Origin of the sequence: Nonomuraea sp. SYSU D8015, assembly GCF_008065375.1 — a bacterium.
Classification (GTDB): domain Bacteria; phylum Actinomycetota; class Actinomycetes; order Streptosporangiales; family Streptosporangiaceae; genus Nonomuraea.
The window spans coordinates 267,401-290,989 of sequence record NZ_VJYI01000010.1; the positions used below are offsets into that span (position 1 = coordinate 267,401).

Sequence of the window (23,589 nt, forward strand, 5' to 3'; positions counted from 1 at the left end):
GCAAGATTACGCGCTCATAATCCCGCTATGCCGTCGATAGGTGAACTCAGGCCAGGAGATCCCCCGGCACTCGGAGGTTTCGAGATCTGGGGACGACTGGGAGAAGGCGGGCAGGGCGTGGTCTACCTGGGCGCCGACGGCCAGGGGCGACAGGTGGCCGTCAAGTGGCTGCACCCGCACCTGGCGGGCGACGCGGTGGCGGCGGAGCGCTTCGCCCGCGAGGCGGCGGCCTCCCAGCGGGTGGCGCCGTTCTGCACCGCGAGGGTGCTGGCCACCGGCGTGCACGAGGACCGTCCCTTCATCGTCAGCGAGTACGTGGACGGGCCGTCCCTGCACCAGGCGGTCTCCCGGGAGGGGCCGCGCTCGGAGACGGCGCTGTACCGGCTGGCCATCGGCACCGCCACCGCGCTCGCCGCGATCCACCAGGCAGGGATCGTGCACCGCGACTTCAGCCCCACCAACGTGCTGCTCGGCGGCGAGGGCCCGCGCGTGATCGACTTCGGCATCGCCAGGGCGCTCGACGCCACCTCGACGATCACCACCTCGCCGGTGGGCACCCCGGCGTTCATGGCGCCCGAGCAGATCCTCGGCCACCCGGCCGGCCCGGCGTCCGACATGTTCGCGTGGGCGAGCACGATGGCGTTCGCGGCCTGCGGCACAGGGCCGTTCGAGGCCGGCAACGTGCCGGCGATCATTCAGCGCGTCCTCCACACCGAGCCCGACCTGGCCGGGGTGAGCGGGCCGATGCGCGAGGTCGTGGCCGCGTGCCTCGCCAAGGATCCGGCGCGGCGCCCGACCGCCGAACAGGTGATCCTGCGCCTCCTCGAGCACCCGGCCACCTCGAATCCGGATGAACTCCAGCAGGCGGCCGCCATCGCGGGCGGGGGCGCACAGGCCCCGTGGCAGCCGCCCGGATCCCCGCCACCCGCTTCGCCCCTGCCGCCCGGCCCCGGGCCGGCGGCCTGGTCGCCTCCGGGGGCCGCGCCCCAGGGCTCGCCGTCGCACTCGGGGCCCCAGCCGTTCACCGGTCAGCCCGCCTTCGCGCCGGCCGCGTACCAGCAGGTCGGGCCGTATGGCGTACCGCAACAGCCGCCCCGCAAGAAGCGGGGCTGGGTGATCGGGGCGAGCGTGGCCGCCGTGGCCCTGGTCGCCGCCATCGCCATCGTCGTCGTCTCGGTCCTCAACCTGCCCATCAAGCCGCAGGCCCGGCCCACGGGCACGCCGGCCACCCAGGCCGCCACGCCGTCGCCCACGCCCTCCCCGGTCCCGACCGCGAACCTGAGCACGGTGAAGCTTCCCGACACCGACGCCACCCTGCACGAGAGCCCGGCCGACCCGATCAGGATCACCACGTTCATGGTCAGGGACCCCAAGACCAAGGACTGGGTGTACTACTCGCGCGACTCCCTCACCGGACCGTTCAGGAAATATCCGGACATGTTCGAGAGCATCGTCTCGCCCGACGGCCGCTACCTGGCCCAGCGCGGCAAGAACTTCACCGACGGCTACGACACCGTGGAAATCACCGACAGGACGACGGGCGAGCGCTTCTCGGTGCGGACCTCGAAGGAGCCGCTCATCGGGTCCGTGGAGGCCTGGTCGCGCGACAGCACCCGCCTGCTGGTCGACATCGGCAACTCCGTCAAAGACGACTGGCAGTCCACCGGTTTCGCCATCGTGGACGTCGCCGCGCGCACCGCCGACGTCGTCTCGCTCAGAGAGGGCTCGCTCAAGAACGTCAGGTACGGCTTCGACCAGGACGACAGCGGCGTGGTCGTCCTGTCGACCGAAGCCTTCCAGCAAGCCCTGCGCTTCTTCGACACCGACGGCAGGCGCGTGCGCCGCATCCCCAACGTGGGCACCGGTTACGCCAACTACCTGTTCTCACCGAGCGGCGAGAAGTTCGTCACCGACTGCCCGGGGCTGGACAGCGGCAACAGCTGCGTCTACGACTCCCGGTCCGGCGCCGAGCTGAGGCGCGTCGCATCGAGCTGCTCGGGGCCGGCGACCTGGTTCGACGACGACCACCTGGTCTGCTGGGTGCAGAACGCGCCCGGCAAGAGCCAGATGCAGGTCATCGACTTCACCGGCAAGGTCGTGCGCCTGCTGGTGGACATTCCCTCCGACGCCGCCAACTTCGACATCGTCTACACCTACACGCACCGCAACTGACGAAGCCCGAACCCGAGATCCGGCGGCACCGCGTCATCGCCATCGACGGCGATCTCCGCGCCCTCCCGCAGGGGACGGGCGGCGGTGGCGGGCGTGGACCCCGCCGAGCGACTCCATGACGAGGGCGGGCGCGTGACCGAGGCCCTCCAGCGGCGGCAGAGAGGGCTGCGGGGTCAAGCGCGTGCAAGGCCGCGCCAGGGCCGAAGAGACGTTGCCTGCGCGCCCGGGCGAGTCGCTCGCCCTGATCGCGTTCGGCATGCGTCACGCCGAACGCATCGACCAGGCGCTCAGGGAGGCGCTGGCTGAGCATCCCGAACTGGAGGACTTCTTCGCCGTCTTCGTCAAGAACGCGTCCAGGGCGACGAGCGCGACGCGATCATCCTCACCATCGGGTACGGCGAGCACCGCGACGGGCGCATGCGCTACCCAGATCGTCCGCAGTGCTCCGGCCTTGAGATCGGAGGTGAAGCGGACTTTCCCGCGTAGCGGGGCAAGGAAAGCTGATGCGACGCCAGGCGGACCGGCGTCTTGGCGGCTCAGACCGACCGGTTCTGCTGTTCGATGTACTGGCGCAGGACGCTGATGGGGGCGCCGCCGACCGAGCCGGCGAAGTAGGAGCCGGACCACAGCTTGTTCGCCCGGTAGTAGTGGCGGGCCAACTCCGGGAATTCCTGGCGCATCCTGCGGGAGGACACGCCCTTGAGGCTGTTGACGAGCCGGGACAGGGCGATCTTGGGCGGGAAGTTCACCAGCAGGTGGACGTGGTTGGCCCCGCCGTTGAACTCGGCCAGTTCGGTCTCGAAATCGGCGCACACATCACGCATGATCTGCTCCAGGCGTTCCAGATGGGTTCCGCTGAAAACGGGATGCCGGAACTTGGTCACGAAAACCAAGTGGGCGTGTAGCACGAAAACGCAGTGCCTGCCGGTTCTGATATCTCCATAATCGGCCATAGACCAATGCTAGAATGATCGTGTGCAGCCTCGTTGCTCCTACCGGATCGACCCGACACCTGCCCAGCGGATCGCGCCGGCCAAGGCGTTCGGGTGTGCCCGGGTGGTGTTCAACGACGCCCTCGCCCTCCGCAACCAGGCGCACCAGAACGGCGAACCGTTCATCACCGACACCGACCTGTCCGTCCGGGTCATCACGGCAGCGAAGAAGACCCCGGAGCGGGCCTGGCTGGCCGAGGTGTCCGCGGTCGTGCTGCAACAGGCCCTGGCCGACTGGACCACCGCGTTCCGCAACTTCTTCGACTCCCTCGCAGGCCGGCGCAAGGGGCCCAAGCTGGGGCCGCCGCGTTTCCGGTCCCGCAAGGACACCAGGCAGGCGATCCGGTTCACCAAGGACGCCCGCTTCGCCATCACCCCGGGCGGGCGGCTGCGGTTGCCGAAGATCAGGGATGTCGCGGTGCGCTGGTCGCGGAACCTGCCCGCCGAACCCTCCTCGGTCACGGTGATCAAGGACGCTGCGGGCCGATACTTCGCCTCGCTGGTGGTCGAGGTAAAGTCCGAGCCGCTGCCCGACACTGGCGGCGAGGTGGGGATCGATCTGGGGCTCGGTCACTTCGCGGTGCTGTCCGATGGCCGGAAGATCGACTCGCCCCGGTTCCTGCGCCGGGCGGAGAAGAAGCTCAAGCGCCTGAACAAGGCGCTGTCGAGGAAGGAGAAGGGCTCGGCGAACCGGGCCAAGGCCCGCCTGAAGGTCGCCCGGCAGCATGCGAAGGTCGCCGACGCGCGTCGCGAGTTCCACCACCAGCTCTCCACGGAGATCATCCGCGAGAATCAAGCGGTGTACGTGGAGGACCTGGCGGTGAAGGGGCTGGCGCGCACTCGGCAGGCCAGGAGCGTGCACGATGCCGGGTGGTCGGCGTTCACCGACATGCTGGAGTACAAGGCCAAGCGGTATGGCAGGACGTTCGCACGCGTCGACCGGTTCTTCCCGTCGTCAAAGCTGTGCTCGGTCTGCGGGGCGGTCGCCGACAGCATGCCGCTGCGGGTGCGGGAATGGGCGTGCCCGTGTGGGGCGGTCCACGACCGCGACATCAACGCCGCGATCAACGTCCGCAACGAAGGACGTCGCATCGTCGCCGCTGGACGGAAACCCGCGCCTGAGATGGGCGGGAAGCGGAGACGTAAAACGCCTGTGGAGACCGGTAAGACCAAGCCGCCCGCGCGTCCGCGCCGGCGGAAGGGCGCGGTCGGCGAAGCAGGAAGCCACGGGAGTGCCGCCGCATGAGTACGCGGGAGCGCAGGCCGAATCCCCGGGCCTTCAGCCTGGGGAGCGCGTCAACAATGGGGCCCGCTGCGGCGAGCGAGCGGCGGCTGAACGTGGCCGCCACCCGCCCCAGCACCGGCTCACCCTGGTCAGTTCGTTCTCCAGCCACGACGTAGACCCCGCCCGCGTCACCAAGGCGGGCGTCCGGCTGCTGGCCGACTACCTGGAGTACGCCGGGGCGGCGCCCCGGCGCGACGCCTCCGGCGGGACGGCGCTCAACCCGTTCGAGGCCGACGTACGCGACCGCCTGCCAGGTACGGCTTCCGCGTCGACTTCGCCGCCACCCACCCGAAGGATCCACGCGGCGGGAGCTGGCCCGCCGCGGGATCAGGCCAAGGTCTGCCGCGGGATCAGGCCAAGGTCTGCGGCGGCATCAGCCCAGGGTCCGCTCCGGGATCAAGCTAGGGTCTCCCACCAGCCCTCGACCGCCGGAGCGGCGGTGGTGTCCACGGCCTCGCCGGGACGCGGCACGACGATCTTGACGTCCCGGGCCTTGGCCTCGCGCCACAGTCGCTCCACCGGCTCCGCCCACGGGTGCAGGGCCAGCGTGAACGTCGCCCAGTGCACCGGCAGCAGCAGCGAGCCCCCGAGGTCGAGATGGGCGTTGACGGCCTCCTCCGGGTTCATGTGGATGTCCGGCCAGGCAGGGCTGTACGCGCCGATCGGCATCAGCGTCAGGTCGAACGGCCCGTGCGCCGACCCGATGCCCCGGTATCCCTCGAAGTAGCCGGAGTCGCCCGCGTAGAACACCCGCTTGCCGGCCCCGGCCACCACCCAGGACCCCCACAGCGTGTCGTTGCGGGTGAGCGCCCGCCCTGAGAAGTGCCGGGCCGCCGTGGCGACGAACCGCAGCCCCGCCACCTCGGCCTCCTCCTCCCAGTCGAGCTCGATGATCCGGAACGCGGGAACGCCCCACCGCTCCAGGTGCGCCCCGATGCCCAGCGGCACCAGGAACGGCGCCCTCTGCGTCCCGGTCAGCGACCGCACGGTCGCCATGTCGAGGTGGTCGTAGTGGTCGTGGGAGATCACGATCGCGTCGACCGGCGGCAGCTCGCGAAGCTCCACGGGCACCGGGTGGTGCCGCTTGGGGCCGACGAGCTGCGAGGGCGAGGGGCGCCTGCTCCACACCGGGTCGAACAGCACGCGCTTGCCCTCGATCTCCACCAGCGTGGAGGCGTGACCGTACCAGACGGCCCGCACGCCGTCGGCGGGCGGCGGATCGGACGGCGGCACGCGCAGCGGCACGGGGCCGGCGGGGCGGCGCTGCTCCTTGTTCTTGGTCAGCTCGCCGAGCAGGCCCACGGGCGGCGCGGTCATCAACGTGGTCGGCTCGGGCATGGGGTTGAAGAAGGTGCCGTCCTTGAACTGCGGCGAGCGGCGCATCCGCGCCACCCGGTCCGGGCCCGAGCGCAGAGGCCGCACGCCCAGCTCGGCCGGCACCTCGCGCAGCGCCCAGCCGGCCGCGGCGAGGGCCACGCCGCCCGCGAGGATCCGCCGTGCCGTCCGCATTCCTGCCATCGCCCACACTCCCCTGAAAGTCTGTCCACTCCGCTCAACCGGGCGAAGAGCCCCCGGTGTTCCAGTGCCTACGATATATCGCGATAGGTCAAACTGCTTTGATGGCGCCGCCGTCGACGACGAAGTCGGCGCCCATGACGCTCGCGGCGTGCGGCGAGGCCAGCCAGGTCACCAGCGAGGCGATCTCTTCCGGTTCGATGAGCCTGCCGGTCGTCATGCCGGAGGCGGCCGGCAGAGCCTCGAGGAATCGCTCGTGATCCATGCCGTGCGCGGCCGCGACCGCGGCGCCGTAGCTGCCAGGGCCCACCCACAGCGAGGTGCGGACGACGCCGGGCGAGATCGTGTTGACGCGCACCCCCTGAGGGCCGAACTCCTCCGCCAGCGCCTTGCCGAAGGCGGTCAGCGCCGCCTTGGCCGTCGTGTACGGCGTCGGGCCGCCGTGCGGCATCCGGGCGCCGATGGAGGAGATGTTGATCACCGTGCCGCGGCGCCGGACGAGGCTGGGCAGGGCGGCCCTGGTGACGCGCACGGCGCTGAAGAGGTTGAGGTCGTACGTCTGGCGCCACAGGTCGTCGTCGAAGCCGAGGAACCCCCCGACCTGGCCCTCACCCCCGTCGCCGCCGCCGGCGTTGTTGACCAGCAGGTCGATCTCCCCGAGCTCGGCCAGCGCCCGATCGATCACCTCGCCGGGGCCGTGCGCGGTGGACAGGTCGGCCGCCACCGCGATGGCCCCGGTCTCCTTCAGCGCGGGCGGGGTCGTCCGCGAGGCGGCGACCACCCGCATCCCCTCGCCGGTCAGCGCCTGGACGATCGCCAGGCCCAGGCCCCTGCTCGCGCCGGTGACCACGGCCGTCTTGCCGCTGAGCCGCATGTCCATGGGTCCTCCTGAAATGAGTTGCGTCAGCCGAGATGCCATAACCCTAGAACTTGCAACAATGATGATGCAAGTAGAAAGAGAACCGCGACTTTGCCGTACCCTGTGAGGGTGAGTGAGACGACACGGGCCATGCGGGCCGATGCGGCGCGGACGGTGCGGACGATCCTGGAGGCGGCCGAGCGCGTGCTGAGCAGGAATCCGGCGGCCAGCATGGAGCAGATCGCCGAGGCCGCAGGCGTGGCGCGCACGACCGTGCACCGGCGCTTCGCCTCCCGGGAGGCGCTGGTGGACGCGATGGCGGCGTGGGCCACCCGCCGCTTCGCCGAGGCCGTCGACTCCGCCAATCCCGACACCACGCCGCCGTTGGTCGCGCTCTACCAGGTCACGGCCAGTGTGCTGCGGGTCAAGCTCGACTGGGGGTTCGCCATGAGCCTGGCGCTGTCGTCCGACCCCGAGGTGGCCAGGGTGCACGCGGACGTGCGGGAGCGCTGCGACCGGCTCTTCAGCCGGGCGCAGGCGACGGGGGTGCTGCGCGCGGACGTGGATCCCGGCTGGGCCAGGCAGGTCTACTACGCGCTGATCCACGAGGCGGCCCAGAGCCGCGACGGCGACCCCGACGCCCTCGCCGCGCGCGTGGTCGACACACTGCTGCGCGGCGTCGGCACCGGTCAGGGTCTCTGATCGGGTTCGGCGCGATGGGGGTGGGGCCAGGGGTTCGGGCGGCAGGGCCCCAGTGACTTCGACTGCTGCATCATGACCGGGGCGAGCCGCCCGGGGGCGGGGCAGTGCCGGTGGCGGTGGCCCAGGCCGTGACCGACCTCGTGGCCGATCAGGTAGCCCCGGTACGCGGCCAGGTCGCCGTCGAAATGCGGCACGCCCCGCGACCAGCGCAGGGCGTTGATGACCGAGCGCCGGCCGTTCCAGCACGACAGCCGGCCGCGGGTGTGCAGCGGGCGGCACTGGCGGACGGTCAGGCGGGGACTCGACAGGGCGACGCGCACCGGCACCGGCCCGCGGTCCACGCGCCGGAACCGCGCCCAGCCGCGCACGTCGTTGAGTATGCGGTGCACCTCGGCCGCGAACGCGCGCGGGTCGAACGGCAGGCCGCGCTCCACCTCCACCACATACCGGACCACGGGACCCCGGCCGCGCCTGGCGGGGGAGGAGCCGCGCACGACCGCGTACTTGCCCGAGGCCGCGCGAGGGACCCGCGCCCGCGGCCGGTCCGGCTCGGGCGCGACGGGCGGGTCGGGCACGACCGACGAGGGCGGCGACTGTTGCGACTGCGGCGGCGCGGGCGGTTCCGCGGCGCATCCCGCGGCGATCATGACCAGCATGAGCAGCAGTGCGAGCTTTGGCAACGCGTCCTCCCCACGAGATCTCGGTGGGGAGGTATCTGACTATACGTTCCTGCTCGTCACGCTTTTCCACTGGGGTGGCCCGAAGCCAGGCGCTCGTCCAGCAGGTCGGCCACACACGCCAGATAGAGGGCCTGCGTGCGCTCGCGCAGGCCGGGCACCTTGGCCAGCCGGTAGACCAGCGTGTTGCGGTGCACGTGCAGCGCCTCGGCCGCCCTGACCAGGCTGGCGCCGTGCTCGCACCAGGCGATGATCGACTCGCGCAGCACCGGCCAGTCGCGCTCCTCGCGCAGGCCGCCCAGCGCGGCGTCGCGCAGGCGCGCCCGCGCCCGGCCGCCCGCCGCCGCCAGCGTCTGGTGCACCCGCAGGTCGTCGATGAGGTGCACCCGCGCCCCCGGATGGACCAGCCGGCCGAGCCGGAGAGCGTCGGCCGCGTCGTGGTAGGAGTCGCGCAACTCCGGCACGGACCGCGCGACCCCGCCCACGCCGAGCACGGCCCCGTCCACCTCCGGCACGGTGCCGCCCGCCTTCGGCGCGGTGCCGTCCACCTCCGGCACGGTGCCGCCCGCCTTCGGCGCGGTGCCGCCCGCCTTCGGCGCGGTCGCGTCCGCGGACCCGCTCGTCACGCGCAGGATCGCGAACCTGCCCGAGCCGAGCGCGGCCACGATGTCCTGCGCGTCGCCGAACATCTCCTGCAACGTCCGCACCCGCGCCCCCGGCGCGTCCGCGAGCACCGCCGTCCGCGGGATCCGCAGGTCGTAGCCGAGCTCGCGGGCCCGCGACAGCAGGTGGTCGGCCTCGACCACGCCGGGGTCGAAGGCGGCCAGGTCGCGGCAGAGGTCCTCGACCGCCCGCTCGCGCAGCAGCCCCGAACGCAGCGCCACGGACTCCTTGAGCAGGATCTCGATCTGCCGGCGCACCACCAGCCCGAACCTGCGCACGCGCGACGGCGACCCGGTGATGCCGACCGTGCCGACCGCCTCGCCGTCGACCACCAGCGGCAGCGTGATGCCCGGCCGCACCCCGCGCAGCTCGTGCGCCTGCGCCGAGCCGTGCCAGGCCGGGCGCCGCGTCCGCACCACCTCGACCGACGCCTCGTGGAAGGTGCCCACGCGCCGGGTGTCGCCGCTGCCGATGACGACGCCGTGCTCGTCGGTGATGAGCACGTTGAAACCGATGACCGCGCTGGTGTCGCTCGCGATCTCCTGCGCCAGCGATGGGGCGAGCATGTACGAATCAGACAACATAGCCCTGGCATCGGGCAAGAGTCTCGTACGGTTCGTACGGTGACGCCCCGCGTCCGGATCCTTACCGTGGCGGGCAACATTCTCCTCGAGGAGGCGGCCCATGACGGCACTCGACTGGGCGATGCTCGCGCTGTACTTCGCAGCCCTGATCATCATCGGGATCCAGACCATGCGGCGCATCAAGACGCCCGACGACTTTGCGGTGGCGGGGAACCGGATCATCTGGCCGGTCTTCTTCGGCAGCCTGGCCGCGTCGTTCCTCGGCGGCGGCGCGTCGCTCGGTAACGCGGCCACGGTGTTCAAAGAGGGCTACGTGTACATGTTCGCGTTCTTCGCCTTCGCCATCCAGACGCTGCTGGTGGGGGCGTTCGTGGCGCCGCGGCTGAAACGCTACCCCGGGGCGCACACCGTCGGCGACGTCATGGAGCACCACTACGGCCGCGCCGCCCGGCTGCTGACCGGCGTGCTGTCGCTGGCGCTGTGCGCCGGCATCCTCGGGGCGCAGGCCCTGGCCATCGGCACCGTCGTGAACGCCACCATCGACCTGCCCACCGTGCCGTCCATCCTCATCGGGATGGGGGTGGTGATCCTCTACTCCACGTTCGGCGGCGCGTGGGCCGTGATCCAGACGGACATGCTGCAGTTCGTCTTCCTCGGCGTGTTCCTGCCCGTGACGCTCATCATCGGGGTGTACAAGGCGGGCGGCGCGGACGCCATGCTCGCCCGGCTGCCGGACCTGCACACGAGCGTCCTCGGCGACTACGGGCTGGTCGCGTTCCTCGGCGTCTTCCTGGCGTTCCTGCTGGGGGAGACGCTGGTGCCGCCCTACACCCAGCGCACCTTCTCCACGCCCGACTCCGCGCACGCCCGCAAGGGGTTCGTGATCTCCGGGGTCTTCGCGTTCGGATTCTTCTTCGTGACCGCCAGCATCGGGCTCGTGGCGCTGGTCCTGTTCCCCGGCATCGCGCCCGACCAGGCGCTCCCGACGGTCGTGATGAGGCTCGTGCCGGTCGGGGTCGTCGGGCTCGTCGTCGCCGCCCTGCTCGCCGTGGTGATGTCCACCGCCAGCTCGTACCTCAACTCGACGGCCGTCGTCTTCGTCAAGGACATCTACCAGCCCTTCATCGAGCCGTCCCTGACCGCCCGGCGACGGCTCTGGCTGGAACGCGCGCTCAGCCTGGTCGTCGGGGCGGCCGCCACGGTGTTCGCGGTCAGCGTGCCGTCGATCGTGGACGCGCTCCTGTACAGCTACGCGCTCTGGGCGCCGACGGTGATCATCCCGCTGCTCGCGGCCGTGTTGTTCGGTGTGCGCAACAAACCGGCCGCGCTCGCCGCGATCGTCGGGGGCGGGCTCGTCACGGCCGTGTGGACGTGGGTGCTCGGCGAGCCGTACGGGGTCACGGGCCTCATGGCCGGCGTCGCGGCCAACGCGTTGATCTTCACTCTCGTCGTCGCGGTCCGCAAACCCGCCGAACCCAAGTTTGCCGAGGTGGCCTGACATGTACGGACTTCTCCTCTACGGTGTGCCGATCATCCTGATCATCACCACGCTCTACGTGGGCTGGCTGGGCTTCCGCTTCTACGTCACCGAGGTCGTGCGAGCCCCCTCCGAGGATCGGGAGGAGGCGTAGTGCGGATCGTCGTCGCGGGCGGCGGGGTCGTCGGGCTGTGGATCGCGATGGAGCTCGCCGCGGCCGGGGCCGAGGTGGTGGTGGCCGACCGCGGGACGCCGGCCGGCGTCGCCGCGCCGGTCAGCGCGGGCTGGGTCGTGCCGCTGCTGTCGGCGCCGCTGTCCGGGCCCGGCGTCCTGCTCCGCGCGGCCGAGAGGCTGGCGCGCGGCCGGGCCTCGTTCGCGGTACGCCCCGCGCTCTCGCCCGCGTTGCCCCGCTGGGCGCTGGCCTTCCTGCGCAGCGGCTCCGCCCGCGCCCACCGGGACGGCTCGCGGGCGCTGCTGGAGCTGGGAGTGCCCGCGGTGGCCGGGTTCGAGAAGCTGTGCCGTACGCATCCGTTCGAGCTGCACAGGACCGGGCTGCTGATCGCGGCCCGATCCCCGCACGGCGTGGCGGAGGCGGCCGAGCTCGTCGAGGACGCGCGGGCGGCCGGCTACACCGGGCCGGTCACGACCCTCGACGGCGCGCGGGCGCGGGCGCTGGAGCCCGCGCTGGGGGAGCGGGTCGCCGGAGCCGTGCACGCGGGCGACGAGCTGCACGTCCGCCCCGAGCAGCTGCTCGACGCCCTCGCGACGGCCGCGGGCGAACGGGGCGTCGAGATCAGGCGGGACGCGCCCGTGCTCGGCGTCGAACGCTCGGGCCACGGCCGCTGGCGGGTCGCGACCGCGCGCGGGGCCCTGGAGGCCGACCGGGTCGTGATCACGGCCGGGGTGTGGAGCGCGGATCTGCTCGCCGGCCTCGGCGTGCCGGTGCCGCTGCTGCCCGGGGCGGGCTACAGCCTCACCTCGGCCGGGACGGGCACGCGGCCGCGGCACGCGCTCAAGCTGCTGGAGGACAACGTGGCGATCTCGCCGTTCGACGGCGAGGTGCGGGTGGCCGGCATGTTCGAGCTGGCCGCGGGTCCCCGGCCGCCGGTCCCCCGCCGCATGCGGCACGTGGTGCGGATGGCGCTCCCGTACCTGCGCGACTGGCGTCCCTCCCGGGCCCGGGTCGGTTACGGGCTGCGCCCCGCCACGCCCGACAGCCTGCCGCTGATCGGGCCGGTACCAGGGCGCGAGGGGGTGTACGCGGCGACCGGGCACGGCATGCTGGGCCTGACCCTCGCCCCGGGCACGGCCGAGCACCTCGCCCCGCTGGTGCTGGGCGGGCCGGTTCCGCCCGTCCTGGAGCCCTTCTCGCTCACGCGCCGGTCGGCGGCGCGTAGGGGGTGATGTCGAGGGGCGGCTCCTCGCCGAGCGCGAGCGCGGCGGCGATCTCGCCGGTGAACGGGCCCGCGGTCAGGCCGTACGCGCTCAGGCCCGTCGCCACGACGACGCGGTCGGTCACCGGGCCGATGAGCGCGTGACCGGGGGCGTAGACCGGGCGCAGGCCCACCCGCGCCTCCGTCACCGTCGCCCCGAACAGGCCCGGCGCGATCCGCAGCCCCGCCTCGATCACCTCCGCCAGGCCGCCCATGGTGACGCGCGGCGCGAACCCCACGTCCTCGACGGTCGCGCCGATCACCACCCGCGAGTCGGGGAAGCCCAGCAGGTACGGGCCGGCGCTGGGCAGTACGATCGGCCACCACGCCGTGTCCACGCCCTCCAGGGTGGCGTGCACGATCTGACCCCGCCTCGGGAACACCGGCAACTCCACCCCCAGCGGCCGGCACACCTCACCCGTCCACGCCCCGGCCGCGACGATCACCATGTCGGCGTCGATCCGAACCCCCTCACGGTCGAACCGCCGCGCCGCCCCGGTCGCCGGCGGCGGGGCGATGGCAGGGGGTGGTGTGGTGGCGTTGGACGATGTGACGTCCGCCGGTGGCGTGGGGCCCTGCGGCGATGCTGTGGCGCCCTGCGGCAGTGGCGTGGGGCTTGTGGGAAGCGGTGGTGCGCCCTCCCGCGGTGCGCCGGCGGTCGGCGGTGTGGTTCCGGTGGGGGGTGGGGGGGATGTGGGCGGGAGGGGAGTGGCCTGGCGCCAGGACGTGGTCGCGCCGCTCACCCCGCGCTCGCCCTGGGACGGAGCCGCCGGGCGCGACCGCTCACCCTCCGCCGCCTGAGCGGGTGAGGTGCCGGATCCGGCTTGAGCGGGTGATGTGCCGGCGTCGGCCTGAGGCGGCGTTTCGGCTGGTGCGTTCTGCGAGCGTGGCGGGTCGGCCAGGGCGTACACGTACACCTGCCCGTCCGCAGTGAGCGTTGCGGCGCCCGTACGGACCTCGGCGCCCCGGGCGACGGCGGCGCGCAGCAGCGCGTCGCGCACCGAGCAGCCGTCCACGCGCGCCGCGCCCGGCACCAGGAGCGCGCTCAGCGTGTCGGACAGCGGCGGGAACAACTCGGCCGGAGCCGCCACGTCCGTGACGTCGCCCATCTCCGGCGCGCCGGGGTAGCGGCGGCGCAGCAGGGCGCGCACCGGCTCCAGGTCGGCCGGGTCCTCGGCCACCAGCAGCGCGCCGACCTTGGCGTACCCGATGTCCTCGCCCAGCTCCTCCACCAGCTCCGGGTAGTGGCGGGCGCCTTCGCGGGTGAGCCGGTACCAGGCGTCGTCCTCGGGATGGTCGACCCACGGGCACACGATGCCCGCCCCCGCCTGCGTCGCCTCGCCGTGATACCCGCCGTCCACCACGGTCACGGCCGCGCCCCGGCCGCTCAGGTAGTAGGCCGCGCTCGCTCCGACGATGCCGCTTCCGATCACCACAACACGCATGAGGTCAATGATCCCAGGCCGGGTGACCTGGGCCGATGACCGGGACCCACCCACGGGCGCGTTTCCCGCGGCGCCCCGCCCCGGGCCTGCGGCGGAAGGGTGTCACACGGGTCGGCGGGCCGCGATGCCGTCGAGGACGATGGCGAGCTTGCGCCACAGGTGCTCTCTCGGCGCGTCCACGATCCGCTCGACGGCGGCGCGCACGGCAGGGGAGCAGTGCCCGAGGGAGACGGCGATCGCGGCCGAGGACGGAGCCGGGTCGTCGGGATCGTGCAGCCGGCCATGCATGGATCGCGGATGCGTGAGGCCGTCCTGGAAGGCCGGCTACCGGCCGACGGCCCAGCCGTGCGACTTCATGAGCCGGGCCGCCACCCGGGCGAAGCGGTCGGCGTCCAGCACCGCGCCCTCCCGCCGGATGTCGTCCTCGTCCAGCACGAAGACCCGATCCAGCCGTACGTACGACACCCGGCCGTCCTGTCCCCACGCGCCGAGCCGCAGCCAGTCGGGCCCGTCGTCGCCCTTGCTGGACAACATCATGCCCAGCAGCCTGCGCCCTGTGCGGCCCACGACCAGCAGGGGGCGGTCCTTGCCCCGGGAAGGGTCCTCCTCGTACGGCACCCAGGCCCAGACGATCTCCCCCGGGTCGGCCAGGCCGTCGAGGTCGGGGGAGTAGGCCAGGGTGGCGGGCCCGTTGAGGCGATGGATCTCGCGTACCGCACCCCGGACCGGCCGGGGGTCCTCACCTAGATCGCGCATTGCTGGAGCTTACGGCCGGCCTCGGCCGGAAATCCAGGACTTCGATCCCATCCCGCATCTTCCCAGAGCGTGCTGCAGGCGCCGCGGGACCCGCGGCCCGGGCACTGCCCCGCCGCGCTTACCGCGCCGGACCTTGACCCCCGGGCGCGCCTACCGGGCCGACCTTGACCGGCCGTGCCCAACGGCGGCGTGCGGGCCGGCGTGCGGGCCATGGTGCCGGTCCAGGGGCGCGGGGTCACGGATCTCGGGGGCGAGCAGGCGGCGCAGGGCCGTGGGCGTGTGGCCGACGTGGCGGCGGATCGTACGGGTCAGATGTGCCTGGTCGGCGAACCCCAGGTCGGCGGCCAGCACCGCCAGGCTCGGCTCCCCCGCCTCCAGCCGGTCGAGCGCCCGGCCCACGCGCACGCGGTTGCGGTAATGAGTGAGTGAGACGCCGAGCTCGCGGGTGAACGCCCTGCTCAGCTGGTAGGGCGACACCCCTAGGAACTCCGCCAGCGACAGCAGCCCACCGGCCGACGGATGATCGGCCGAGATGGCCTCCCTCGCGGCGTCGGTGATGGACGCCGCACCGCTCCGCGTGGCGGCGGCCGCCGGGGGAGAGGTGTGGGCGGCGCGGGCCGCGGCGGCGCCGACGATGGGCAGCAGGGACTCGGCCACCCCGTGGGCGACGTCGCCGTCCCGCGCGGCCGCGAGGAGGCGGCGGTGGGCGAGCTCGAGGCGGGCGTCCACGTACACCGTGGAGCGGACCGGCCCCATGCGGTCGCCGGTCAGGGTGCGCCACAGCTTGGGCGACAGGGACAGCGAGGTGCACATGTCGCCGCCCGCCGGATGCGCGAAGTGCTCCTCCTCGCCCGGCACCGCCAGATAGGCCATCGCCGGGTCGGCGACCGCCGACCGGCCGTCGGCCTTCCGCCGGAACGTCCCACGGCGCACCAGCACCACCCGGTAGCGGGACTCCACCTCGGGAGGCGACCATCCGCGGTGGTGGTCGACGCAGGTCACGGCATCGACGACGAACCCGGGGCCGGTGGCGAGAAGCACGGAGGAGCGCACGCACCGCACGCTACGCCCGCGCTACGACAGTTCCCGGCCCCCGCGGACGTCCGCCGCAAGGATGTTCAAGACCGGGCCGCACCGCCACCGGCAGGCTGGCGGCATGACGACGACAACGCTCACCTCCATAGTGATCGACTGCGCCGACCCCGCCGCCCTGGCGGCCTTCTACGCCAAGGCGACCGGCTGGCGGGTCACCGACGGCGACGCCGACTTCGTCGGCCTCGAAGGAGGCCCGGTCTCGCTGGCCTTCCAGCGCATCGACGGCTACCAGGGCCCCGGCTGGCCGAACGACGGCAAGCACGTGCACCTGGAGTTCAAGGTCCCCGACGTCGAGACGGCCAAGAAGGAACTGGCCGCGCTGGGCGCCACCGTCCCCGGCCTCCAGCCGGGCGGCGACGACTGGACCGTGCTCATCGACCCGCAGGGCCACCCCTTCTGCATCATGGCCGCGTGACAGGTCAGAGCCTGGCGCTCCGCCGCACCTCCTGACCGGCCGTGGCCGGGGAAGACGGCCGCGCCCGCGGGCGTCTTCCCCGGTCGCGAACCGCCTGGCCCACGTGATGTGGCCGTACGAGGGCCCGCCGCACGCCATCGGGCGGCACCCGCTCTCCTCTAGAATCTGATTCTGTGCCGTCCACGACAGCGTTCTTCACCCAGAAGCACGGCGAACTGGTCCCCGCGCCGCACGCCCGCGGCCCCTGGTCCCCCGACATGCTCCACGGCCGCCTCCTCGGCGGCCTGGCCGCCCGCGCCCTCGAGGAGCGATACTCCGAGCCGGGCCTGCACTTCGCCCGGCTGACCGTCGACCTGTTCCGCAACAGCCCGATGCTGCCCGTCACGGTGGAGACCGCCCTGGTCAGGGATGGGCGCCGGATCCGGGTCGCCGACGCGACCCTCTCCACCGAGCAGGGCGTGATCGGGCGGGCCAGCGCGGTGCTGCTGCGGCAGGGCGAGCGGCCCGGCGGCACGCAAACCCTCCTCACGCCTGCCTGGGACGAGCCCGCGCCGGATGGGCCGCCGGCCGAGGGGGCCGGGTGGAGGCCGCCGTTCGACCTGTGGCGCATGACCGAGTGGGGCGCGCCCGGGCCGGGGCGGGTATGGATGCGGGAGACGCACCCGCTGGTGGACGAGGAGCCGGTGACGCCGTTCGTGCGGGCGGCGCTGGCCGCCGACTTCGCCAGCCCCCTCAGCAACGCGGGAACGGACGGGCTGCGCTTCATCAACGCCGACTACACGCTGACGCTCGCCCGGCTCCCGGAGGGCGACGTCATCGGCGTCGAGGCCACAGGACACCTCAACGCGGCCGGCGTCGCCACCGGCCAGGTCACCCTGCACGACACGACGGGCCCGATCGGCTTCTGCACGGTGACGGCGGTGGCCAACCCGGCCGGCATCGGCGGCCGCTGACCCCTGCCGCGGGCCTCGGCGAACGCGACGCCTGGAAATCCGTCCGCCGGTTCGATGAACCTCGTGGATGCCCCGTGCGTACGCAATGGCATACGCGCACACGAGATCCAGAGCGGGAGACCATGACGAGGCCCGGCCCAATCCTCACTCTCCTGGCAGGCCTGGTGACCATCGCCGCCCTGGCGGCGTTCACCCTCTCCACGCCGCCTCCACCACGATCCGCCGCCGCCGACAGCACTGCCTCCGCACAGGTGGAGACCCCAGCCCCCGAGGGGGAGGCTCCACCTCCGGAGGAGGAGACCCCGGCTCCCGAGGAGGACAGCCCGGCTCCCGAGCAGGACACTCCGGCTGCCGAGGAGGACAGCCAGGCTCCTGAGCAGGACACCCCGGCCCCGGAGGTGGACACGCCGGCGCCGGAGGACAGCCAGGCCCCGGAGGACGAGGCCGGGGCCGCGCCGCAGGATCCCGAAGGCCAGACGCCGGCCGCCACCCCCAGCGCCACGCCCACCGCCAGGGCCGCCCGCGCCGACTACGCCGGACGCGTCCAGGGCACCCGAGGGCTCATCGCGATCTCCATCCGCGGCGCCAAGGCGATCGGGTACTTCTGCGACGGCAAGACCGAGATCTGGTTCCAGGGCACGGCCTCCGACGGACGCGTGTCGCTGAAGAGCACCGGCGGCTCCACCGTGACCGCCGCGTTCAACAACACCAGGGCCACCGGCGAGTTGCGGACCGGCGCGAAACGCTGGAACTTCACCGCGCAGAAGGTGCGCAAGCCGTCCGGCCTCTACAAGGCCACCGCGCAGATCCGGGGCGCGACGCTCACGGCCGGATGGATCTACCTGCCCGACGGGACCAGGGTCGGCGCCGCGAATCTGGACGGCGTCCTGATCCCCGTGGAGATCCCCGAGCCGGGACAGCCCACGGTGATCGAAGGTACGGAGATCGATCCTCAGGACGTCGACGAATTCTTGGGAGCCCGCTGATGGACGACAGCGTGTACGACATCCGCCGCCGCTCGAGCGGGCTCGTGCTGCTCCTGCCGCTCGCCTGGGGCTCGCTCGTCGCGGTCGTCCTCGGCGTCTACGGCGAGATCCACCGGCCCGCCGGCTACGCCGCCGGCCTCGCGGGCTTCTCCGGCGCGCTCCCGATGAAGGCCTGGCTGACCACGGGAGCGCTGGTCCTCGCCGCGGTCCAGATCTTCTCCGCCCTGGTGATGTGGGGCCGGATCCCGCTGGACATCCCCTGGGTCGCCGGCCTGCACCGCTGGTCGGGCCGGCTGGCGTTCCTGCTGACGCTGCCGGTGGCCTTCCACTGCCTGTACGCCCTGGGCGCCCGCTACGACGAGCCCCGCGTGATGATCCACTCCATCGCGGGCTGCTTCTTCTACGGCGTCTTCACCACCAAGATGCTGTCCCTGCCCCGGCGGCGGATCCCCGCCTGGGCGTTCCCCGTCCTCGGCGGGCTGGCCTTCGCCGCGCTGGTCGGCCTCTGGCTGACCTCGTCGCTGTGGTTCTTCACGACGATCGGCGTGAAGTTCTGATCGCGCCTGCTCAGGTGCCGGCGAACAGCTCGTAGTGGTCGACGGTGCGTTCCCGCTCGACCAGGAACGCGTCGTCCTCGGGGTAGAAGACCGCGGCGCCGGGGTCGTCCCCGGCGAACGCCTTGATCGCGTCCCACGACTCCCAGAGGGAGATCAGGAAGAACTCGGTCCTGTCGCCCACGTCGCGTCTGGTGAAGTAGGCCCCCCGGTTGCCCGGGGTCGACGTGTAGCCGACGAATCCGGTGCGCATCAGATAGGACTCGTAGGCCTCGGCGTCACTCGATCGGGTCCAGCCCCGCCACGTGCGAACGATCATACGGCCCATGATGCGGCAACCGGCCATCGCCGTACAGCGCTGACACAGCGGCGGCCCGCCCCGGAAGGAGCGGGCCGCCGCTGTGCGAGACCTAGGCCGGGTGTTCGGTGCGGTCGCCGGACCAGTCGGTGTGGAAGGAGCCCTCCTTGTCCACCCGCCGGTACGTGTGCGCCCCGAAGAAGTCACGCAGCCCCTGCACCAGCGCGGCCGGCAGCCGGTCACGGCGCAGCCCGTCGTAGTAGGCCAGCGCCGAGGAGAACCCCGGCGTGGGCACGCCGATCTGCACGGCCGTGGTGACCACGCGCCGCCACGACTCCTGCGCCACGTCCAGGGCGGCGGCGAACGTCGGGTCGGCCAGCAGCGTCGGCAGGTTCGGGTTGGCGTCGTACGCTTCCCGGATCCGGTCCAGGAACACGGCCCGGATGATGCACCCGCCGCGCCAGATGGTCGCCATCGCGCCCAGGTCCAGATCCCAGCCGTACTCCTTGGAGGCGGCCGCCATCTGGTCGAAGCCCTGCGCGTACGCCACGATCTTGGACGCGTACAGCGCCTGCCGCACGTCCTCGACCAGCTCGCGCCCGCCGACCCCGGACAGCTTCGGCCCCTGCAGCGACGCGGCCGCGGCCCGCTGCTCCGGGTGGCCGGACAGCGCCCGGGCGAACGTCGCCTCGGCGATGCCCGTCACCGGAACGCCCAGGTCGAGCGCGCTCTGCACCGTCCAGCGGCCGGTGCCCTTCTGCTCGGCCTGGTCGACCACGACGTCCACGAACGGCTTGCCCGTCTCGGCGTCCACCTGCTCGAGCACCTCGGCGGTGATCTCGATCAGGTAGGAGCCCAGGTCGCCCTCGTTCCACTCCCTGAACACCCCGGCCAGCTCGGCCGGCGTCGCGCCCAGGGCCTGGCGCAGCAGGTCGTACGACTCGGCGATGAGCTGCATGTCCGAGTACTCGATGCCGTTGTGCACCATCTTCACGAAGTGCCCGGCGCCGTCCGGCCCGACGTGGACCGCGCACGGCACCCCGTCCACCTTGGCCGAGATGTCCTGCAGGATCGGCCCCAGGGCCTCCCACGACTCCTTCGACCCGCCGGGCATGATGCTCGGCCCGTGGAGCGCGCCCTCCTCGCCGCCGGAGATGCCGGTGCCGACGAAGTGGAGGCCCCGCTCGCGCAGCGCGGCCTCGCGCCGCCGGGTGTCCTCGAAGTGCGCGTTGCCGCCGTCGACGATCATGTCGCCCGGCTCCATAAGGTCGGCGAGCTGGTCGATCACCGCGTCGGTGCCCGCTCCCGCCTTGACCATGATGATCGCCCGGCGCGGCCGCTTCAGCGAGGCGACGAAGCCGGCGAGGTCCTCGGACGGCACGAACGTGCCCTCCCCGCCGAACTCCTTGACCAGCTGCTGCGTGCGCGTGTGCGACCGGTTGTGCACCGCCACCGCGTACCCGTGCCTGGCGAGGTTGCGTGCCAGGTTGCGCCCCATGGTGGCCAGGCCGGTGACGCCGATGTCTGCCAAGTCCATTCTCAAGCTCCTCTATGGGGAATACGCATGATCCAGCCGGGGAGTTCGGCAGGATATTCCGGTATTCAGTCGTCGAGTCGTACGCCGAGTTCGTCGAGTCTGCCCAGCATGTCCGCCGGATCGGCGTACACCCGGAAAGCCCCGGCCCGCTCCAGCTCCTCCCTGCCGCTGGTCGCGTATTTTCGTGGGGACTTCGTCGCCACTCTCACCCTCCGTTATGAGACGGAGCGCACTGGCGCCGGCCCGGCGGGCGGCGAGCAGGTCCCAGACGCTGTCGCCCACCACCATCGCATGCCTCGGATCCACGCGGACCAGCGAGGCACCGGCGAGGAACAGATCGGGGCCAGGCTTGGCCCGGCGCACGAGATCCCGCGTGACCATCGGGGTCTCCTCCGGCAGGCCGAGCATGCCGAGCGCGAGCCGGGCGGTGCGGGCGTATCCGCTGGTGGCGATCGCCCACGGGACGCCGCGCGCGGTCAGCTCCGCCAGCAGCTCGGCCGCGCCGGGCAGCGGCTTGACCGAGCGCGCCTGCTGCTCGTACGCCTCCATGTGGGAGATCTGCAGCTGGTCGATCTCCTCGCGGGTCAGCTTCAGCCCGGCTCGCGCAGCAGCGCGCTGACGAACAGCCCGCCGCTCATGCCGATCCGCCGGTGGATGCGCCACACCGACAGGTCGATCCCCATCCCGGCCAGCGCCTGTCTCCAGGCGATGACGTGCTGGTAAACGCTGTCGATCAAGGTGCCGTCGAGGTCGAAGAGGAAGGCGGGCGTCGGGGCATGCGGGAGGTCTTTCATGTGTCCATGACACCATGGGCCGTATGCGGATCATCATCGCGGGAGGCCACGGGAAGATCGCGCTGCGCCTGGCGGAGCGCCTGAAGGCGGGCGCGGTCGGTCTGGTGCGCAACCCGGCCCACGTCGCCGACGTCGAGGCCACCGGGGCGCAGGCCGTGGTGTGCGACCTGGAGAAGGCGACCGTGGCGGAGGTGACGGAGATCGTCCGGGGCGCCGACGCCGTGATCTTCGCGGCGGGCGCGGGCCCGGGCAGCGGCGCGGCACGCAAGGACACCGTCGACCGGGCCGCGTCCGTGCTGCTCGCCGACGCGGCCGAACGGGCGGGTGTGCGCCGGTTCATCCAGATCTCCTCGATGGGCGCCGGCAAACCGCCCGCGCCTGGCCGGGACGAGGTCTGGGCCGCGTACATCAAGGCCAAGACGGAGGCCGAGGAAGACCTGCGCCGCCGCGACGGCCTGGCCTGGACGATCCTCCGGCCGGGCCGCCTGACCGACGAGCCGGGCACCGGACTGGTCCGGCTGGCTCCCGAGGTGCCGCCGGGATCGGTGCCGCGTGACGACGTCGCGGCCGTCATCATGGCCCTCTTGGAGAACCCCGGCACGGCGGGCCGGACCCTCGAACTCGTCTCCGGGGAGACGCCCGTCATCGAGCTCGTCGCCACAGAGTGAAGTCGTGACGGAAATCGCGTACTCGGACGTACCGGTCTCAAGGCCGGCCCGCCGCGCCGCCTCCCTAGCGTGGCCCTGGGCTCGGGACCGACGTCCCGCGCGGGCATGCGACGCCTCATCGCTGTGACGAGCGTCACACGAAATCGCATATGCGTATAGATCAAATTCTTTCGTAGCATCGCTGTCGAGCCGCCCGGGAAAGTCACCGCGGACGGCCGGATTGACGAGTGGCGGCCTGCCGAGATCGCGTGCGGCCGCCGAGTTCCGGATTCCCATCGCCGCCCCCTCTGTTCAGGCTGCCTGAATTCCGGCTCCTGAGCGGCGACGTGACGGCAGACAAGGAGCACCCGCGCAATGACGAGCACGACACCATCGGCGCAGCCGCACAGGACGGTTCCGGAATGGTTCGACGACGCCAAGTTCGGGATCATGGTCGTGTGGACGCCCGCCTCCGTCCCGGCGTTCGCGCCGCCGTGGTCGTTCGGCGAGGACGTGCCCGACGCCGAGACGATCATGCGCGAACTGCCGGCCGCGGAGATGTACCTGAACACGATGCTCATCCCGGACAGCCCCACGGCACGCCATCACGCCGAGCACCACGGCGGCAAGCCCTACGACGACTTCGTCGCCGAGTTCCGCCGGCGAACCGAGGAGTGGGATCCCACCCCCTGGGCGGACCTGCTGGCCCGCTGCGGTGCGAGGTACTCGGTGCTGGTCGCCAAGCACCAGGACGGGTTCCTGCTGTGGCCGAGCGCGACCACACCGAGCAGGCCGGGCTGGAACGCCGAACGGGACGTCGTCGGGGAGTTCGCCGCCGCCGTACGGGCTCGAGGGCTGCGGTTCGGCGTCCTGTACACCGGCGGAGTCGACTACACCTTCGGCGGCCTGCCCCTCACCGGCGAGATGGCCGCCAACCCCGCCCAGAACCCGCAGTACGCCCGCTACGCCGACGCCCACTGGCGGGAGCTGATCGACCGCTACGAGCCCTCCATCCTGTGGAACGACATGGGCTATCCACCGGCCGCCGACCCCGCCGAGCTGATCGCCTGGTACCGCAGCAGGGTCCCCGACGGTGCGGTGAACGACCGTTTCGCCGCCTCGGCCGTCGACTCCGACGACATCCTGGGCGACTTCGCGACCCTGGAATACGACAGCGACTACGCCGGCTCGGCGCCCGCCGACCGCAAATGGGAGTCCACCCGCGGCATGGGCACCTCGTTCGGATACAACCGCCAGGAAACCGACGAGCACTACGACAGCGCCACAGACCTCATCCACGAACTCGTCGACTGCGTGGCCCGCGGCGGGAACTTCCTGCTCGCCGTCGGCCCCACTGCCACCGGCGAGATCCCCTGGCCGCAGGCCTCCCGGCTGCTCGACATCGGCTGGTGGCTGCACGAGCACGGCCACGCCATCTACCGCACCAGGCCGTGGACCCGCCCCGCCGGCACCACCGGCGACGGACAGGAGATCCGCTACACCGCCACCGCCGACGCCGTCCACGCGATCGTGCTCGGCACTCCGGAGGCCGCCCGGCTCGACCTGGACCTCAGGCTCGCCCCCGGGGCCGAGGTGAGGCTTCGCGAGGGCGGTCCGGCTCTGCCGTGGCGACCTGTAGCCCATGGGGTGCGCGTGGAACTGCCCGAGGTCCCGCACCCGCGGCCTGCCTTCACGCTGCGCCTCTCTCCCGCCTCCGCCATCAGCGGCTGATCCGCACAGGAGCGCCCGC

Annotated in this window: 25 protein-coding genes and 1 pseudogene; 12 read left to right on the top strand and 14 right to left on the bottom strand. The window is 72.4% G+C overall.

Translation table 11 applies throughout. The features are described from left to right. The first annotated feature begins 27 nt into the window (after positions 1-27). Complete coding sequence (locus tag ID574_RS35530) at positions 28-2,172, top strand: serine/threonine-protein kinase (protein WP_188193367.1); 2,145 nt, start codon at positions 28-30, stop codon at positions 2,170-2,172. 536 nt (positions 2,173-2,708) lie between these two features. Here ID574_RS35530 and tnpA read toward each other — a convergent pair. Then, the gene (gene tnpA, locus ID574_RS35535) at positions 2,709-3,125 is read right to left on the bottom strand and encodes an IS200/IS605 family transposase (protein ID WP_188193368.1); all 417 of its coding nucleotides are present in this window, start codon (positions 3,123-3,125) and stop codon (positions 2,709-2,711) included. Positions 3,126-3,147: 22 nt separating this feature from the next. On the opposite strand from tnpA, the gene ID574_RS35540 reads away from it, so the two are divergent. Next, positions 3,148-4,410 carry an RNA-guided endonuclease InsQ/TnpB family protein gene (locus ID574_RS35540; RefSeq protein ID WP_223167399.1) on the top strand — a complete coding sequence of 421 codons (1,263 nt, stop codon included), beginning with the start codon at positions 3,148-3,150 and terminating at the stop codon, positions 4,408-4,410. 435 nt (positions 4,411-4,845) lie between these two features. Here ID574_RS35540 and ID574_RS35545 read toward each other — a convergent pair whose 3' ends face one another. Further along, positions 4,846-5,967: an MBL fold metallo-hydrolase gene (locus tag ID574_RS35545; RefSeq protein WP_188193369.1), complete on the bottom strand. Its 1,122-nt coding sequence runs from the start codon at positions 5,965-5,967 to the stop codon at positions 4,846-4,848. A gap of 88 nt (positions 5,968-6,055) precedes the next feature. Beyond that, entirely contained in the window at positions 6,056-6,844 is a 789-nt protein-coding gene (locus ID574_RS35550; protein ID WP_188193370.1) for an oxidoreductase, read from the bottom strand. A 108-nt stretch (positions 6,845-6,952) separates the two neighbouring features. Between ID574_RS35550 and ID574_RS35555 the strand changes: the two genes are divergently transcribed. Then, the gene (locus tag ID574_RS35555) at positions 6,953-7,525 is read left to right on the top strand and encodes a TetR/AcrR family transcriptional regulator (protein ID WP_223167400.1); all 573 of its coding nucleotides are present in this window, start codon (positions 6,953-6,955) and stop codon (positions 7,523-7,525) included. On the opposite strand, the gene ID574_RS35560 is transcribed toward ID574_RS35555, so the two are convergent. Together ID574_RS35560 and ID574_RS35565 are read right to left on the bottom strand one after the other, a co-directional pair. Continuing rightward, on the bottom strand, positions 7,513-8,205 hold the full coding sequence (locus tag ID574_RS35560; protein WP_223167401.1) for a DUF3152 domain-containing protein: 693 nt from the start codon (positions 8,203-8,205) through the stop codon (positions 7,513-7,515). The genes ID574_RS35555 and ID574_RS35560 overlap by 13 nt on opposite strands. Positions 8,206-8,261: 56 nt before the next feature. Continuing rightward, a complete protein-coding gene (locus tag ID574_RS35565; protein WP_188193371.1) occupies positions 8,262-9,431 on the bottom strand; it encodes a CdaR family transcriptional regulator in 1,170 nt (389 codons plus the stop codon). A 118-nt stretch (positions 9,432-9,549) separates the two neighbouring features. Between ID574_RS35565 and ID574_RS35570 the strand changes: the two genes are divergently transcribed. Genes ID574_RS35570 through ID574_RS35575 form a run of 3 tightly spaced genes read left to right on the top strand, consistent with a single transcriptional unit; the run spans position 9,550 to position 12,330 of the window. Further along, positions 9,550-10,947 carry a sodium:solute symporter family protein gene (locus tag ID574_RS35570; protein ID WP_188193372.1) on the top strand — a complete coding sequence of 466 codons (1,398 nt, stop codon included), beginning with the start codon at positions 9,550-9,552 and terminating at the stop codon, positions 10,945-10,947. Position 10,948: 1 nt separating this feature from the next. Next, complete coding sequence (locus tag ID574_RS61895; RefSeq protein WP_262496088.1) at positions 10,949-11,080, top strand: hypothetical protein; 132 nt, start codon at positions 10,949-10,951, stop codon at positions 11,078-11,080. Beyond that, positions 11,080-12,330, top strand: a complete 1,251-nt coding sequence (locus ID574_RS35575) for an NAD(P)/FAD-dependent oxidoreductase (RefSeq protein WP_188193373.1) — start codon at positions 11,080-11,082, stop codon at positions 12,328-12,330. The genes ID574_RS61895 and ID574_RS35575 overlap by 1 nt, the downstream gene beginning before the upstream one ends. On the opposite strand, the gene ID574_RS35580 is transcribed toward ID574_RS35575, so the two are convergent. From ID574_RS35580 to ID574_RS35595, 4 genes are all read right to left on the bottom strand, one after another. Next, entirely contained in the window at positions 12,299-13,804 is a 1,506-nt protein-coding gene (locus tag ID574_RS35580; protein WP_188193374.1) for an NAD(P)/FAD-dependent oxidoreductase, read from the bottom strand. The genes ID574_RS35575 and ID574_RS35580 overlap by 32 nt on opposite strands. Before the next feature lie 102 nt (positions 13,805-13,906). Then, entirely contained in the window at positions 13,907-14,092 is a 186-nt protein-coding gene (locus tag ID574_RS35585; RefSeq protein ID WP_188193375.1) for a hypothetical protein, read from the bottom strand. A gap of 36 nt (positions 14,093-14,128) precedes the next feature. Next, positions 14,129-14,560: a type II toxin-antitoxin system PemK/MazF family toxin gene (locus ID574_RS35590; RefSeq protein WP_188193376.1), complete on the bottom strand. Its 432-nt coding sequence runs from the start codon at positions 14,558-14,560 to the stop codon at positions 14,129-14,131. 150 nt (positions 14,561-14,710) lie between these two features. Then, positions 14,711-15,613, bottom strand: coding sequence for a helix-turn-helix domain-containing protein (locus ID574_RS35595; RefSeq protein WP_188193377.1), 903 nt, complete (start codon positions 15,611-15,613; stop codon positions 14,711-14,713). A gap of 103 nt (positions 15,614-15,716) precedes the next feature. Between ID574_RS35595 and ID574_RS35600 the strand changes: the two genes are divergently transcribed. The 4 genes from ID574_RS35600 (at position 15,717) to ID574_RS35615 (ending at position 18,566) form a co-directional block, all read left to right on the top strand. Continuing rightward, positions 15,717-16,070, top strand: coding sequence for a VOC family protein (locus tag ID574_RS35600; RefSeq protein WP_188193378.1), 354 nt, complete (start codon positions 15,717-15,719; stop codon positions 16,068-16,070). A 173-nt stretch (positions 16,071-16,243) separates the two neighbouring features. After that, positions 16,244-17,023 carry an acyl-CoA thioesterase domain-containing protein gene (locus tag ID574_RS35605; RefSeq protein ID WP_188193379.1) on the top strand — a complete coding sequence of 260 codons (780 nt, stop codon included), beginning with the start codon at positions 16,244-16,246 and terminating at the stop codon, positions 17,021-17,023. Between the two features lie 164 nt (positions 17,024-17,187). Next, positions 17,188-18,009: a hypothetical protein gene (locus ID574_RS35610; protein ID WP_188193380.1), complete on the top strand. Its 822-nt coding sequence runs from the start codon at positions 17,188-17,190 to the stop codon at positions 18,007-18,009. Then, positions 18,009-18,566, top strand: coding sequence for a DUF6529 family protein (locus tag ID574_RS35615; protein WP_188193381.1), 558 nt, complete (start codon positions 18,009-18,011; stop codon positions 18,564-18,566). Before ID574_RS35610 ends, ID574_RS35615 begins: the two co-directional genes overlap by 1 nt. A 10-nt stretch (positions 18,567-18,576) precedes the next feature. Here ID574_RS35615 and ID574_RS35620 read toward each other — a convergent pair whose 3' ends face one another. The 5 genes and pseudogenes from ID574_RS35620 to ID574_RS60435 all read right to left on the bottom strand — a co-directional run bounded on the left by ID574_RS35620 (position 18,577) and on the right by ID574_RS60435 (position 21,192). After that, a complete protein-coding gene (locus ID574_RS35620; protein WP_188193382.1) occupies positions 18,577-18,882 on the bottom strand; it encodes a hypothetical protein in 306 nt (101 codons plus the stop codon). A gap of 91 nt (positions 18,883-18,973) precedes the next feature. Next, a complete protein-coding gene (gndA, locus tag ID574_RS35625; RefSeq protein ID WP_188193383.1) occupies positions 18,974-20,398 on the bottom strand; it encodes an NADP-dependent phosphogluconate dehydrogenase in 1,425 nt (474 codons plus the stop codon). 65 nt (positions 20,399-20,463) lie between these two features. Then, positions 20,464-20,601 carry a hypothetical protein gene (locus ID574_RS60420; protein ID WP_223167432.1) on the bottom strand — a complete coding sequence of 46 codons (138 nt, stop codon included), beginning with the start codon at positions 20,599-20,601 and terminating at the stop codon, positions 20,464-20,466. A gap of 61 nt (positions 20,602-20,662) precedes the next feature. Next, positions 20,663-20,947 (bottom strand): annotated as a pseudogene (locus ID574_RS60425) (HAD family hydrolase); the annotation flags it as partial. A 41-nt stretch (positions 20,948-20,988) separates the two neighbouring features. Further along, a complete protein-coding gene (locus ID574_RS60435) occupies positions 20,989-21,192 on the bottom strand; it encodes an HAD family hydrolase (protein ID WP_223167402.1) in 204 nt (67 codons plus the stop codon). A gap of 23 nt (positions 21,193-21,215) precedes the next feature. Between ID574_RS60435 and ID574_RS35635 the strand changes: the two genes are divergently transcribed. Then, entirely contained in the window at positions 21,216-21,860 is a 645-nt protein-coding gene (locus ID574_RS35635; protein WP_188193384.1) for an SDR family oxidoreductase, read from the top strand. Positions 21,861-22,214: 354 nt separating this feature from the next. Next, complete coding sequence (locus ID574_RS35640) at positions 22,215-23,570, top strand: alpha-L-fucosidase (protein WP_188193385.1); 1,356 nt, start codon at positions 22,215-22,217, stop codon at positions 23,568-23,570. Positions 23,571-23,589: the final 19 nt, after the last annotated feature.

Bases quoted from the DNA above. Each gene is read 5' to 3' on its own strand.
- ID574_RS35570 (WP_188193372.1), top strand. From the start codon at position 9,550: ATGACGGCACTCGACTGGGCGATGCTCGCGCTGTACTTCGCAGCCCTG.
- ID574_RS35580 (WP_188193374.1), bottom strand. From the start codon at position 13,804: ATGCGTGTTGTGGTGATCGGAAGCGGCATCGTCGGAGCGAGCGCGGCC.
- tnpA (WP_188193368.1), bottom strand. From the start codon at position 3,125: ATGGCCGATTATGGAGATATCAGAACCGGCAGGCACTGCGTTTTCGTG.
- ID574_RS35600 (WP_188193378.1), top strand. From the start codon at position 15,717: ATGACGACGACAACGCTCACCTCCATAGTGATCGACTGCGCCGACCCC.
- ID574_RS35565 (WP_188193371.1), bottom strand. From the start codon at position 9,431: ATGCTCGCCCCATCGCTGGCGCAGGAGATCGCGAGCGACACCAGCGCG.
- ID574_RS35635 (WP_188193384.1), top strand. From the start codon at position 21,216: ATGCGGATCATCATCGCGGGAGGCCACGGGAAGATCGCGCTGCGCCTG.
- ID574_RS61895 (WP_262496088.1), top strand. From the start codon at position 10,949: ATGTACGGACTTCTCCTCTACGGTGTGCCGATCATCCTGATCATCACC.
- ID574_RS35585 (WP_188193375.1), bottom strand. From the start codon at position 14,092: ATGCATGGCCGGCTGCACGATCCCGACGACCCGGCTCCGTCCTCGGCC.
- ID574_RS35590 (WP_188193376.1), bottom strand. From the start codon at position 14,560: ATGCGCGATCTAGGTGAGGACCCCCGGCCGGTCCGGGGTGCGGTACGC.
- ID574_RS35615 (WP_188193381.1), top strand. From the start codon at position 18,009: ATGGACGACAGCGTGTACGACATCCGCCGCCGCTCGAGCGGGCTCGTG.
- ID574_RS35545 (WP_188193369.1), bottom strand. From the start codon at position 5,967: ATGGCAGGAATGCGGACGGCACGGCGGATCCTCGCGGGCGGCGTGGCC.
- ID574_RS35550 (WP_188193370.1), bottom strand. From the start codon at position 6,844: ATGGACATGCGGCTCAGCGGCAAGACGGCCGTGGTCACCGGCGCGAGC.
- ID574_RS60435 (WP_223167402.1), bottom strand. From the start codon at position 21,192: ATGAAAGACCTCCCGCATGCCCCGACGCCCGCCTTCCTCTTCGACCTC.
- ID574_RS35640 (WP_188193385.1), top strand. From the start codon at position 22,215: ATGACGAGCACGACACCATCGGCGCAGCCGCACAGGACGGTTCCGGAA.
- ID574_RS35530 (WP_188193367.1), top strand. From the start codon at position 28: ATGCCGTCGATAGGTGAACTCAGGCCAGGAGATCCCCCGGCACTCGGA.
- gndA (WP_188193383.1), bottom strand. From the start codon at position 20,398: ATGGACTTGGCAGACATCGGCGTCACCGGCCTGGCCACCATGGGGCGC.
- ID574_RS35620 (WP_188193382.1), bottom strand. From the start codon at position 18,882: ATGATCGTTCGCACGTGGCGGGGCTGGACCCGATCGAGTGACGCCGAG.